This is a genomic window from Janthinobacterium sp. SUN137, from assembly GCF_030587265.1.
GTDB lineage: Bacteria > Pseudomonadota > Gammaproteobacteria > Burkholderiales > Burkholderiaceae_D > Janthinobacterium > Janthinobacterium kumbetense.
Window position 1 is genome coordinate 716,274 of record NZ_JAPWHZ010000003.1, and the last position, 13,079, is coordinate 729,352.

Annotated in this window: 9 protein-coding genes and 5 tRNA genes; 3 read left to right on the forward strand and 11 right to left on the reverse strand. The window is 61.1% G+C overall.

Translation table 11 applies throughout. The features are described from left to right. Positions 1–35: 35 nt before the first annotated feature. The 7 genes from O3298_RS18165 to O3298_RS18195 form a co-directional block, all read right to left on the reverse strand. Positions 36–111: transfer RNA gene (locus tag O3298_RS18165), tRNA-Ala, on the reverse strand. 50 nt (positions 112–161) lie between these two features. After that, positions 162–237, reverse strand: a tRNA-Glu gene (locus O3298_RS18170). A 38-nt stretch (positions 238–275) separates the two neighbouring features. Then, positions 276–351: transfer RNA gene (locus O3298_RS18175), tRNA-Ala, on the reverse strand. Positions 352–485: 134 nt separating this feature from the next. After that, positions 486–561: transfer RNA gene (locus tag O3298_RS18180), tRNA-Glu, on the reverse strand. A 67-nt stretch (positions 562–628) separates the two neighbouring features. Continuing rightward, a tRNA-Ala gene (locus O3298_RS18185) sits at positions 629–704 on the reverse strand. Between the two features lie 124 nt (positions 705–828). Continuing rightward, entirely contained in the window at positions 829–2,235 is a 1,407-nt protein-coding gene (gene gltX, locus O3298_RS18190) for a glutamate--tRNA ligase (RefSeq protein ID WP_305060182.1), read from the reverse strand. 70 nt (positions 2,236–2,305) lie between these two features. Continuing rightward, on the reverse strand, positions 2,306–3,217 hold the full coding sequence (locus tag O3298_RS18195) for a LysR family transcriptional regulator (protein ID WP_251351870.1): 912 nt from the start codon (positions 3,215–3,217) through the stop codon (positions 2,306–2,308). A gap of 101 nt (positions 3,218–3,318) precedes the next feature. Between O3298_RS18195 and lysA the strand changes: the two genes are divergently transcribed. After that, entirely contained in the window at positions 3,319–4,557 is a 1,239-nt protein-coding gene (gene lysA / locus O3298_RS18200) for a diaminopimelate decarboxylase (protein ID WP_305053389.1), read from the forward strand. A 62-nt stretch (positions 4,558–4,619) separates the two neighbouring features. Then, entirely contained in the window at positions 4,620–6,185 is a 1,566-nt protein-coding gene (locus O3298_RS18205) for a phospholipase D family protein (protein WP_305060183.1), read from the forward strand. 15 nt (positions 6,186–6,200) lie between these two features. On the opposite strand, the gene O3298_RS18210 is transcribed toward O3298_RS18205, so the two are convergent. The 4 genes from O3298_RS18210 to apbC form a co-directional block, all read right to left on the reverse strand. After that, a complete protein-coding gene (locus tag O3298_RS18210) occupies positions 6,201–7,163 on the reverse strand; it encodes a hypothetical protein (protein ID WP_305060184.1) in 963 nt (320 codons plus the stop codon). Between the two features lie 160 nt (positions 7,164–7,323). Further along, positions 7,324–9,009 carry an alkaline phosphatase family protein gene (locus O3298_RS18215; protein ID WP_305060185.1) on the reverse strand — a complete coding sequence of 562 codons (1,686 nt, stop codon included), beginning with the start codon at positions 9,007–9,009 and terminating at the stop codon, positions 7,324–7,326. A gap of 165 nt (positions 9,010–9,174) precedes the next feature. Further along, complete coding sequence (locus O3298_RS18220; RefSeq protein ID WP_152257152.1) at positions 9,175–9,582, reverse strand: DUF4399 domain-containing protein; 408 nt, start codon at positions 9,580–9,582, stop codon at positions 9,175–9,177. 87 nt (positions 9,583–9,669) lie between these two features. Further along, entirely contained in the window at positions 9,670–10,758 is a 1,089-nt protein-coding gene (gene apbC, locus O3298_RS18225) for an iron-sulfur cluster carrier protein ApbC (RefSeq protein ID WP_034758315.1), read from the reverse strand. Positions 10,759–10,918: 160 nt separating this feature from the next. Between apbC and metG the strand changes: the two genes are divergently transcribed. Beyond that, on the forward strand, positions 10,919–13,075 hold the full coding sequence (gene metG / locus O3298_RS18230; protein WP_099664746.1) for a methionine--tRNA ligase: 2,157 nt from the start codon (positions 10,919–10,921) through the stop codon (positions 13,073–13,075). Positions 13,076–13,079 lie beyond the last annotated feature (4 nt).

A 13,079-nucleotide genomic window follows, 5' to 3' on the forward strand; every position in this document is an offset into this window, starting at 1 on the left:
TATTCATTACCATTTACTACCTGTTTCTGCGCTGTTGGTGGAGGTAAGCGGGATCGAACCGCTGACCTCTTGCATGCCATGCAAGCGCTCTCCCAGCTGAGCTATACCCCCCGGGCGCAGAAACACTGCTACTTCTTTGCAACTACAACACCAGACTGAACTGGCGTCCCCAAGGGGATTCGAACCCCTGTACTCACCGTGAAAGGGTGATGTCCTAGGCCTCTAGACGATGGGGACCTCGGTACTACAGTTTTACCACCTTACTTCTGCGCTGTTGGTGGAGGTAAGCGGGATCGAACCGCTGACCTCTTGCATGCCATGCAAGCGCTCTCCCAGCTGAGCTATACCCCCCGGGCGCAGAAATAATAAAAGCCGCACTTGGCGACTTTGTTCCACTACTTGCTTTCCATCCAGATTCCGCTTTTTACGGGCCTGAACTTACAACAATCAGTACAAACAACTGCCACTACTATACCACAACTACCTGGCGTCCCCAAGGGGATTCGAACCCCTGTACTCACCGTGAAAGGGTGATGTCCTAGGCCTCTAGACGATGGGGACCGCGGAACTTCCAAACAACAACTGCACCACTTCAACGACTAACAAAACCTGACTGCGATTTTGCTGCTGGTGGAGGTAAGCGGGATCGAACCGCTGACCTCTTGCATGCCATGCAAGCGCTCTCCCAGCTGAGCTATACCCCCGTTGGTGCAGAAACAAGAGTATAGCAAAGAAGTTTCACTCTGCAAATACCCTTTTTCGTCTATGAGCAACTTTTCATAGGGGCGGTTTCTGCACCGCATTTACACGCTCAATTCGGCGCGGCGATTACAGCCACTTTGCCAGGCGCGCCAGCACGGTGTCGCGGCCGAACATCACCACCACCTGGTCGATGGCAGGCGTCTGCAGCTGGCCCGTCAAGATCAAACGCAAAGGCATGGCCAGCAGCGGCATCTTGATGGTGTTCGCAGCCAGCACTTCCTTGATCATGGCGGCGACGGCTTCCTTGCTCCACTCCACCGTGGCGATACGCTCGGCAAACTGCGCCAGCACGGGCTTGATGGCATCCGTGATGTGCTGCGTGACCAGTTCCGCTTCCGGCTGCGGTTCGCGGAAGAACAGCATCGAGGCGGCAGCCAACTCATTGACGGTGTTGGCGCGCTCTTTCATCATGCCCAGCACTTGCGCCAGGTCCGGCGCGCCTTCGAAGACGGCGCCGGCGGCGACCATTTGCGGACGCGCCAGGTCGGCCAGACGGGTATTGTCGGCCTGCTTGATATAGTGGTTGTTCAGCCAGGCCAGTTTTTCATTATTGAACTGGGCCGCCGATTTCGACAGGTGGTTCAGGTTGAACCACTCGCAGAACTGCTCGGTCGAGAACACTTCATCGTCGCCATGGCTCCAGCCCAGGCGCGCCAGGTAGTTCAGCATCGCTTCCGGCAGGAAGCCCTGCGCCGGGTAATCCATCACGCTGACGGCGCCATGGCGCTTCGACAGCTTTTCGCCGTCCGCGCCCAGGATCATCGGCAGGTGGCCGTACAGCGGCAGCGGTGCGCCGATGGCGCGCAGGATGTTGATCTGGCGCGGAGTGTTGTTGACATGGTCGTCGCCGCGGATCACGTGCGTGATCTGCATGTCCCAGTCATCGACGGCCACGCAGAAGTTGTATGTCGGCGTGCCGTCCGGGCGGGCGATCACCAGGTCGTCCAGCTCGCGGTTGGAAATCGTGATCGTGCCCTTGACCACGTCGTCCCACGTCACGTCGCCGTCGAGCGGGTTCTTGAAACGCACGACGGGCTTGCGGTCGGCCGGTACGGCTGGCAGGGTCTTGCCTGGCTCCGGGCGCCACGTGCCGTCGTAGCGCGGCTTTTCGCCGGCGGCGCGCATGCGCTCGCGCATCGCTTCGACTTCTTCCGGCGACGAGTAGCAGTGATATGCAGTGCCCTCAAGCAGCATCTGCGCCACCACTTCGCGGTAGCGGTCCATGCGCTGCATCTGGTAGAACGGGCCTTCGTCGTGGTCCAGGCCCAGCCACTTCATGCCTTCGATGATGGCTTGCACGGCTTCCGGCGTGGAACGCTCCACGTCCGTGTCTTCGATGCGCAGCACGAAGGTGCCGCCGAAGTGGCGGGCATACGCCCAGCTGTACAAAGCGGTGCGGGCGCCGCCCAGGTGCAGATAGCCGGTCGGGCTGGGAGCGAAACGGGTGCGGACGGGAGTAGCGGTTGTGGTCATCGAAGTAATCAGGCTTGAATAAGTAAAACGCCATTTTACTCTGTTGACCGCCGCTGCTCCACAAGCACCGTCACAGCTGCAGCAAGCGCCTTTTCACCTCCGCCGCCTGCGCATGCAGCGCCTGCTCGAACAGGGCGACCAGTTGCGACAGGGGCCGGTGCAGGGGCTTGACCAGATTCACCGTAAATGGCAGGGAAACGCCGAAGCGGCGGATCTGCAAGCCCTGCCCCGCGTAGTCCAGCGCCGTGAGCGGATTGACGATGGCCAGGCCCACGCCTTCGCGCACCATCGCGCACACGGAGGCAGCGCTGTGCGTGTCGAGCGCCATGCGCCGCTCCACGCCCGCCTGCGCAAAGATGGCGTCGATCTGCTGACGGTAGGGGTCGACGGCGGCCAGGCTGATGAAAGGCTGGCCCGCGAAGTCCGCCGGCTGCAGCACGGCCTTGCCGGCGAGCGCATGGCCGTCGGGCAGCACGCACACTTCGTCGACGGACATCAAGGTATCGAGCGCCGTGCCCGGCGGCGCATTGCCCACTTCCGTCAGGCCGATATCGTGGCGCTGTGCCGACAGCCACTCTTCCAGCAGCGGCGACTCCTGCGGCGTGATGCTGATGCTCACCTTGGGGAAATCGGCGACGAAACGCTTGCACGCCTGCGGCAACAGCGACTGGGAAAACACGGGCAGGCAGGCGATCGACAGCTGCCCCTGGTCGAACTGGCGCAAGGCCGCCGCCGTGCTGATGATGCGCTCCAGGCCGAAATACGCGCGCTGCACTTCCTCGAACAGCTGCAGCGCCTGGGCCGTGGGGCGCAGCCGCCCCCGCTCGCGCTCGAACAGGGTCAGGCCCGTCAAGTGTTCGAGGCGCGCCAGCTCGCGGCTGACGGTGGGCTGCGACGTATGCAGCATGGCGGCGGCGGCCGTCACGCTGCCCGTCGTCATGATGGCGCGGAAGACCTCGATATGGCGCAGGGAGATAGTCATGGTCATATCATAAATGAATAAGGTAGCCTCAAATAGATATTTTATAGTCGAAGTACAATCAGCCATCATGCGCTATCTCCTCATTCCACCGAAAGCACACGATGAAGCCCGTCACCGACCAGACCCTCGCCCAACTCGCCCAGGAACACGGCACGCCCCTGTGGGTGTATGACGCGGCCACCATCCGCGCGCGCATCGCGCAGCTGGCGCAGTTCGACACGGTGCGCTTCGCGCAAAAGGCCAATTCGAACATCCACCTGCTCACCCTGATGCGCGAAGCGGGCGTGCACGTGGACGCCGTCTCGCTGGGCGAGATCGAGCGCGCGCTGCAGGCAGGCTTTGCGCCGGCGCAAACGAATGGCGCCGCCGGCGTGGTCTTCACCTGCGACCTGTTCGACCGCGCCACCCTGGCGCGCGTGGCGGCGGCGAAGATCGAAGTCAATTGCGGCTCCGTCGACATGCTGCGCCAACTGGGCCCCGTGTCGCCCGGCCACCGCGTCTGGCTGCGCATCAATCCGGGCTACGGCCATGGCCACAGCAACAAGACCAATACGGGCGGCGAAAACAGCAAACACGGCATCTGGCACGAAGAGCTGCCGGAGGCACTGGCCGTCATCCGCGCACATGGCCTGCACCTGGTGGGCCTGCACATGCACATCGGCTCCGGCGTCGACTACAGCCACCTGGAAACCGTCTGCGGCACCATGGTCGACCTGGTGAAAAACATGGGCCACGACATCGAAGCCATTTCCACGGGCGGCGGCCTGTCCGTACCCTATCGCGAAGGCGAGCAGCCGGTCGACACGGACCACTACTTCCAGCTGTGGGATGCGGCGCGCAAGCAGATCGAGGCGCACCTGGGCCATCGCGTGCACCTCGAAATCGAGCCGGGCCGCTTCCTCGTGGCCGATGCGGGCTTGCTGGTGGCCGAAGTGCGCGCCACCAAGCAAATGGGCGGCAACCACTTCACCTTGCTCGATACGGGTTTCAATGAACTGATGCGCCCTGCCATGTACGGCAGCTACCATGAAATGTCGGTCATCGCGCATGACGGCCGCGCACTGGACACGCAGCGCGCCACCGTGGTCGGCGGCCCCCTGTGCGAATCGGGCGACGTATTTACGCAGCGCGACGGCGGCGTGGTGGAAACACGCCTCCTGCCGGCCGCGCAGGTGGGCGATTACGTCGTCTTCGAAGGCGCGGGCGCGTATGGCGCGTCGATGTCGTCGAACTACAACAGCCGTCCGCATGCGGCCGAATACCTGGTCGACGGAGAACAATCCCGCCTGATCCGCCGCCGCCAGACGGTGGCCGAGCTGATCGCGCTGGAACAACTGTAACACCTCGCCCCGTGCGGGCATGCGCATCTGCTAACATCGGGGCAACCCGATGAAAGCCCGCCATGCCCGCCCAAGCACTCCCCTTCCGCAGCGCCACCCGGCTGCTGCTGCCACTGCTGCTGTCCGCCGTCCTCGCCGGCTGCGTCTCGCTGCCTTCGCTGGAAGGCCGCGTGGCATCCAGCGTCATCGCCGACACAAAGCACACCCAGCTGGCCACGGCCATTGCGCCCATGGTGGCGCAGCATCCCGGCGTGTCCGGCATTTACCCGCTCGCCGATGGGCGCGACGCCTTTGCCGCGCGCGCCCTGCTGGCCGCCGCCGCCCAGCGCAGCCTGGACGTGCAGTACTACATCTGGCACAAGGACATCACGGGCACCCTGCTGTTCGACGCCCTGCGCCAAGCGGCCGAGCGGGGCGTGCGCGTGCGCCTGCTGCTCGACGATAACAACACGGCGGGCCTGGACCAGACCCTGGCGATGCTGGGCAAGCAGGCGAATATCGAAATCCGCCTGTTCAATCCCTTCGTGCCCCGCGCGCCGCGCGCGCTGGCCTTTGCCACGGATTTTTCTCGCCTCAACCGGCGCATGCACAACAAATCATTCACGGCCGACAACCAGGCCACCATCGTCGGCGGGCGCAACGTGGGCGACGAATATTTTGGCGCGGCCGGCGACGTGCTGTTCGCCGACCTTGACGTGCTGGCCGTCGGCCCCGTCGTCGACGACGTTTCGCGCGATTTCGACCGCTACTGGAACAGCGCCTCGGCCTACCCCGCCAGCCTGCTGCTGACCAGCCCTGTCGAGGGCGACGCGGCCACCATCGCCGCCGAGGCGGACCGCATCGACGATACCAAGGCGGCCGAGGAATACGTGCAGGCGCTGCGCACCTCGCCCTTCGTCAGGCAGATGATGGAGCGCACCCTGCCCTTCGAATGGGCCAGGACGCGCATGGTCAGCGACGACCCGGCCAAGGTGCTGGACAAGGCCAGGCCAGGCACGGGCGTGGCGGACAACCTGAAAAACCTGCTGGGCGTGCCGGAAAAGGAAGTGGACCTGGTGTCGCCGTATTTCGTGCCCGGCAAAGCCGGCACCCAGGCCTTTGCCGACCTGGCAAGAAAAGGCGTGGGCGTGCGCATCCTGACGAATGCGCTGGAAGCGACCGACGTGGCGGCCGTGCATGCGGGCTATGCGAAGTGGAGAAAACCGCTGCTGGAAGCGGGTGTGCTGCTGTACGAGTCGCGCCGCTCGTGGGAAGCCGGCGATGCGCGCGAACAGCCGGGCCGCTTCGGCAGCTCCGCATCGAGCCTGCATGCGAAGACCTTTGCCGTCGACGACCGGCGCATCTTTGTCGGCTCGTTCAACTTCGACCCGCGCTCGATCGAGTTGAACACGGAAATGGGCCTCGTCATCGACAGCCCCGCGCTGGCCAGCCAGCTGGGGCAAGCCATGCGCACCACCATCCCGCGGCGCGCCTACCAGGTACTGCTGGGCGACGACGGCGCGCTGTACTGGATCGCCCGCGACGCCAGCGGCGCCACCACGCGCTACGACACGGAGCCGGGCGCCAGCGTGTGGAAGCGCATCGGGGTGGCGATACTGTCGGTGCTGCCGATTGATTGGCTACTGTAAAGCACGCAGCCTATGTCATTTCCCGCGAAATGGCCGACAATATTTAAGGTCGGGGTATGGTTTCTCACCATCAAAAAATATCATTCTCAAACCAATAACCGTATCTGAGTAGTGACAATAAAAATTGGGATAATCCGGTACTGGCAACAGAGGTGGCGCCGGTGTGGTCTCAAGCCGGAACATCGTGCTCTGTAATCGGACGACCTCGGACAAGCGCACGGTCTTGCGCGTACTTTCATTCGGGCGATCAGCATCCCGTAAAACCGTGCGCGGTTGACCAAAATCTGACTGACCTACCACGCTGGAGCTGAGGTAAAACAGTTTCATCGGTTTACGCAAAATAGCATTAAACTGATCGCTGTCCTCAAAGTTCAATATATCAAGCGGGGCGAAATCGGCCTGCAGATCCTTTCGGCAGTCTGATTCATACTCCGCAAATACCCATATATTATCGGCATCAAAGACAATAAGGCGTGGTACAGGCTCATCCGTTCTACATAATGCGTTTGGCCGCAAATCGATTGCAACAACACCAGCGTCGTTTCCTTCCAGTGATCGGCGCTCGTCACCGCCAAACCCAGGCCGAAGCAAATATATTTTGCGTGATTCTTCTTTAACAAGACTAACTGCACGATACGTCGTGTTGGCATAGGCCGAAAGCATTGGTTGAAACTGCAACTTGCCGGGATGCCACACGCTCACTCTGTAGCGACCTATCTCATGCCAATCCGGCTTCTGCGGTCGCTCCATCACCCAAAAACCCGGCGGGTCACATTTTGGCGGCACTTCACTATGCTCACATTTGTTATAGGCATGCAGATCAAGCCCGTTGCTCAGACTTAGCCACGGCTTGTCGGCCTTCAAGGGAACGGCATAATAATAGTCATATGAGGCATGATCGAAGTGTGGCACGACGCACCCCGGCAGCAAAATCCACATCAATGCCATACAGCAACATTTGAATAGTGAACTGTTCATTGACGTCCTCATCGTGAAATAAAGAAATTTCACTATCCGTCAAGAACTTTGCGTGCCTATTGATATTTGTCGACTTACAACTCTTAAATCAATAAAAAAACAGGCTTCCGTGAAAACGCAAGCCTGGCCTTTACATCAACGATACACCTCTATGCCTGAACTACCGCACCACCTCCATCAACACCCGCCCTTCCGACGCCGACGGCTGGCGTATGCGCAGCAGGTGCGCCAGGGTCGGCGCGATATCGACCACTTCCGCATACTGGCCATAGGCGCCCGGCTTGATCCAGCGGGGGCCGAACACCATCAGCGGCACGTTGGTGTCATACGTGTACGGCGTGCCGTGCGAAGTGCCGCCCGCGCCCTTGCCGAAGTACCAGGCCGGCTTTGTCACGACCATCAGGTCGCCCGACAGCTGGCGGTTCCAGGCGCGGCGCATCAGGGTGTCCATGCGCGTGGCAACGGCGCCCGTTTCCATCTGCGTGCGCGTGTAGACTTGCGCCAGGCCGTCCTGCTGCAGCAGGAAGCGGGCCGCCGCGTCTTCCAGGGCGGCGCGATTGACGCCGCCCTTCTCCGCCAGCGCGTAATCGAGGTAGATATTCGGCAGCGACGACGTCGTCACCAGTTTATCGATACCCAGGTTAGTCGCCAGGTGCTGGTTCAAGGCATCGACCAGTTTGGCGCCGTCGATGCGTTTGGCCGAGAAACCCCGCGTTTCGGCAAATTCCGGCACGTTGGCAAAACCATGGTCAGCCGTCAGCACCACCAGCACGTTGTCCATGCCGACTTTTTTATCGAGGTCGGCAAAGAAGCCGGCCAGCATGCGGTCCAGGCGCTGCAGGTGGTCGTGCGACATCTTGCTTTCCGGGCCGTAGGCGTGATTCACGTAATCGTGCGCGGACAGGCTCACGCCCAGGATATCGGGCACGCCGGCCGGGTTGTGGCCCAGGTTTTCGCCATCGATGGCGGCGCGGGCGAATTCCAGGGTCAGTTCATCGAGGAAGGGACCGGCCTTCAGGCGGCTGTAGTACTCGCCATCGAGCTTGCCGCTGTCGCTGTAATAGGCAAACGGGAAGGTGTTGCGCGTGCCCGGCTTGGCCGGCACCAGATCATCGCGGGCATCGCGCGCATAGGCGGAATCGGCCAGCAGCGGCGTCCAGCTCTTGCCATAATAACGGTCCTGCGGTTTGGCGGCCTGGTAGCGCTGCACCCATTGCGGGTGCTGCTGCATATAGTAGGTGCTGCTGGCAAAATTGCCCGTCTTTTCCATGTACATATACGCCGTACCCGTTTTCCCGGCCAGCAGGATGGCGCCCCGGTCCTTGCCCGACACCGTGACGACCTTCGCCTTGTCGCCCGTGGAATAGCGCAACTCGTCGCCCAGGGTGCTCACGCGCAGCTTGGTCGGCGCCGTGCCGTCGTCGGGCTGCGTGTCTTCGCCGATGTAATGGAAATTGCCGTCTTCGGTGCAGTACACGGATTTTTTCGTGACGGGATCGATCCAGTTATTGCCGATCACGCCATGCTGGTAAGGGTAAGCGCCCGACAGCACGGCCGAGTGGCCGATGGCCGTGACCGTGATGCCATGCGCCTGGTGCGCATCGCTGAACCAGGCGCCCTGCTCCAGCAGGCGGCGGAAACCGCCCTGGCCGAACTGGTCGCGGTAGCGCGTCACCTGCTCTTGCGGCAAGCCGTCCACTACCAGCACCACCACCAGCTTCGGCTGCGCCGCACCGGCAGCAACAGCAGGAACGGCCTTGGCCGCATGCGCCTGGCTCGCCGCCACGCCAGCCGCCAGCAGCAGCGCCTGTGCCAGTTGCCGGGAAAGGGAGAATTGTTTCGTCATATCCGCTCATCAAAAGTTAGGCCACCGGCCAGCATACGCCGACTATATGACACAATAATGACAAGAAGCAACAATATGAAAAAGGCCAGGCTCCATCGCTGGAACCCGGCCTTTACTGAAACAGATGAATTTGCCTGACTTATTTACCTGGCTTACTTGCCTGGCTTACTTGACCGTCACCTTGATGCTTTTGCTCAACTCCGGCCCATACGACTGGTGCGCGCCGTTGGCGAACTGCATCGTCAGGGTGTACTGCCCCGGCGGCAAGGTGACGTCCGTTTCCGTCTGTCCTTTGCCGAAGTGCAAATGTTTATCGTCCATGGGTATCATTTCGCCCGCCTTCATCGGCCCCATATTGATGAGCAAATGATGGTGGCCCGTCTTGGCCGTCATGTCACCGGCCGGCTTGACATCCATGCCGCTGACGGCAAATTTCACTTTGAACGGGCTGCTCACTGTCGCGCCATCGACGGGCTCGACGAACGAAACGGATTGCGCAAACGCGCTGGCGGCCAGCAGGCTGCCAGCGATCACGGCTGCGGCTTGGCGCAGGAATACGGTGGTCAATTGCATGATGTCTCCTCTTGTTTAATAACAACACGGACTGCATGAAACCATATTCCTGCTGACACTGGCGCGTGGCAGCGCCAAGCCTGACGTTTAATCGTTCTTGATGACGATCGACGGGAACTTGCTCGTCATATCCTTCGCCTTTTCCGCCACTTTAATCGCGATGGTGCGGGCGATCTGCTTGTAGATGACGGCGACGGGGCCTTCCGGCTCGGCCACGACGGTCGGCGTGCCGGAATCCGTCTGCTGGCGGATCGCCATGGTCAGCGGCAAGGCGCCGAGGAATTCCACGCCGAAGTCCGCGCACATCTTCGCGCCGCCGCCGGCGCCGAAGATTTCTTCCGCATGGCCGCAGTTCGAGCAGATGTGCGTGCTCATGTTTTCCACCACGCCAAGGATCGGAATGCCGACTTTCTCGAACATTTTCAAGCCCTTGCGCGCATCCAGCAGCGCGATGTCCTGCGGCGTCGTGACGATCACGGCGCCTGTGACGGGCACTTTCTGCGACAGGGTCAATTGAATGTCGCCCGTGCCCGGCGGCATGTCGACAATCAGGTAATCGAGGTCGCGCCAGTTGGTCTGGTCCAGCAATTGCTGCAAGGCTTGCGTGACCATCGGACCGCGCCACACCATCGGCTCGTCCGGATCGATCATGAAGCCGATCGACGACACTTGCAGGCCGTGGTTTTCCATCGGCTCCATGCTCTTGCCATCGAGGGTCTTCGGCTGGCCGCTGATGCCCAGCATCATCGGCTGCGACGGGCCATAGATATCGGCGTCCAGCATGCCGACGGTGGCGCCTTCGGCCGCCAGGGCCAGGGCCAGGTTGACGGCCGTGGTCGATTTGCCAACGCCGCCCTTGCCGGAAGCGACGGCGATGATGTTTTTCACGTTGCTCATCGGCTTCAAACCGCGCTGCACCGTGTGCGAAATGATTTTCGACGACACGCCCACGCTGACGTTGCCCACGCCCGGCAGCACGCGCAGGGCGGCCAGCACGGATTTGCGGATCAGGTCGATCTGGCTTTTGGCGGGGTAACCGAGTTCGATGTCGAGCGAAATATCATCGCCATCGACCTTCAGATTCTTGACGGTTTTGCTGGAAACGAAATCTTTATGTGTATTTGGATCAATAACCTGGGCCAGCGCGGCCTTGACGTCTTCTACTGTGATGCTCATGTAAATCTCCGTGTGTACTACATATGTGCAATACGCGCAGTCTAGCGCAAATTTGCATGGCGCGATGGCGGCAAAAGCATCACTTGCCAGCGCTGCATCTGCTCATATTGCCTTTCCGCTGTTAAAATGACCTATTATCCATCCCAAAAGTGCATCAATCATGACTCGCAAGCTGTTCGTCACCACTGCCCTGCCTTACGCAAACGCCGCTTTTCACATTGGCCACATCATGGAATACATCCAGGCCGATATCTGGGTCCGGTTCCAGCGAATGCAACGCGATGGCGCAGCCGGCCGTGAAGTGCACTTTGTGGGCGCCGACGATACGCATGGTACGCCCATCATGATCGCCGCCGAAAAGGAAGGCATTACGCCGCAGCAATTCGTCGCCAACATCGCGGCCGGCCGCGCCCAGTACCTCGATGGCTTCCATATCGCCTTCGACAACTGGTATTCGACCGATTCGCCGGAAAACGTTGATCTGTCGCAATCGATCTACCGCAAGCTGCGCGATACGGGCCTGATCGTCACGAAAACCGTCGACCGCTTCTTCGATCCGGTCAAGGGCATGTTCCTGGCCGACCGCAACATCAAGGGCGAATGCCCGAAATGCGGCGCCAAGAACCAGTACGGCGACAATTGCGAAGTGTGCGGCGCCGCTTACCAGCCGACCGACCTGGTCAACCCGTTCTCCGTGTTCACCAACGCGACGCCCGTGATGAAGCCGTCGGAACAGTACTTCTTCAAGCTGTCCGACCCGCGCTGCTTCGAATTCCTCAAGGATTGGCTCAACACGCCAGGCCGCCTGCAGCCTGAAATGGTCAACAAGGTCAGCGAATGGCTGGGCGAAGCGGGCGAAAAGCTGGCCGACTGGGATATCTCGCGCGATGCGCCCTATTTCGGCATCCCGATTCCCGATGCGCCGGGCAAGTTCTTCTATGTGTGGATGGACGCGCCCGTCGGCTACCTGGCCAGCCTGAAAAACTATTGCGACAAGAAAGGCCTCGATTTCGACGCCCTGCTGAACGATCCTGCCACGGAACAAATCCACTTCATCGGCAAGGACATCGTTTCCTTCCATTTGCTGTTCTGGCCCGCCATGCTGAAATTTGCCGGCCACCCGGTGATCGACAAACTGAAAGTCAATGTGCATGGCTTCCTGACGGTCAACAACGAAAAGATGTCGAAGTCGCGCGGCACGGGCATCTCGCCGCTGCGCTACCTGGACCTGGGCATGAACCCGGAATGGCTGCGCTACTACATCGCCTTCAAGCTGAACTCGAAAGTGGAAGACCTGGACTTCAACGGCGACGACTTCGTGGCCCGCGTGAACAGCGACCTGATCGGCAAATACGTGAACATCGCCAGCCGCTGCGCCGGCTTCATCGCCAAGCGTTTCGACGGCAAGCTGGCGTCCACGCTGTCGGAAGGCGCGCAAAGCTGGATCAACCGCGCGCTGACGGTGGACGCCAACGGCGTCATCGTCGAGCGCCAGGCCAGCATCGCCGCGCACTTCGAGAACCGCGAATTCGGCAAGGCCTTGCGCGAGATCATGGAAATCGCCGACATCACCAACCAGTACGTCGATGAAAACAAGCCGTGGATCCTCGCCAAGGATGCGGACAAGACAGCCGAACTGCACGACGTGTGCACGACGGCCCTGATCCTGTTCCGCCAGCTGACGATCCTGCTGTCGCCAGTCCTGCCGGGCGTGGCCAAGAACGTGGCCTCGTTCCTCAACGACGAGCAATTCACCTGGGCCGATACGCAAGTGTTCGGCGACGCCGTCTCGAACAGCATGCTGGGCCGTACCATCGGCGCCTACAGCCACTTGATGACGCGCATGGATGCAAAGATGATCGAAGCGCTGTTTGACGCACCGCAAGCTGCCGCCATCGCCGCGCCGGCTGGCGATGCCGCGAACGACGCCGCAGCGGTCGCTGAAACACCGGCCTCCGCCATCGAGGAGCTGGCGCCCGAGATCAAGATCGACGACTTCCTCAAGGTCGACTTGCGCATCGCGAAAATCGTCAACTGCGAACTGGTCGACGGCTCCGACAAGCTGCTGCGCCTGACCCTGGACGCGGGCGAAGGCCGCTTGCGCAATGTCTTCTCCGGCATCCGCTCCGCCTACCAGCCGGAAGAGCTGGTAGGCAAGCTGACGGTGCTGGTGGCCAATCTGGCGCCGCGCAAGATGAAGTTCGGCATTTCCGAAGGCATGGTCATGGCCGCATCAAGCGCCGACGAGAAGGCCAATCCAGGCATCTACATCCTGAACCCTTGGCCAGGCGCCGAACCTGGCATGCGCATCCGCTAAGCCC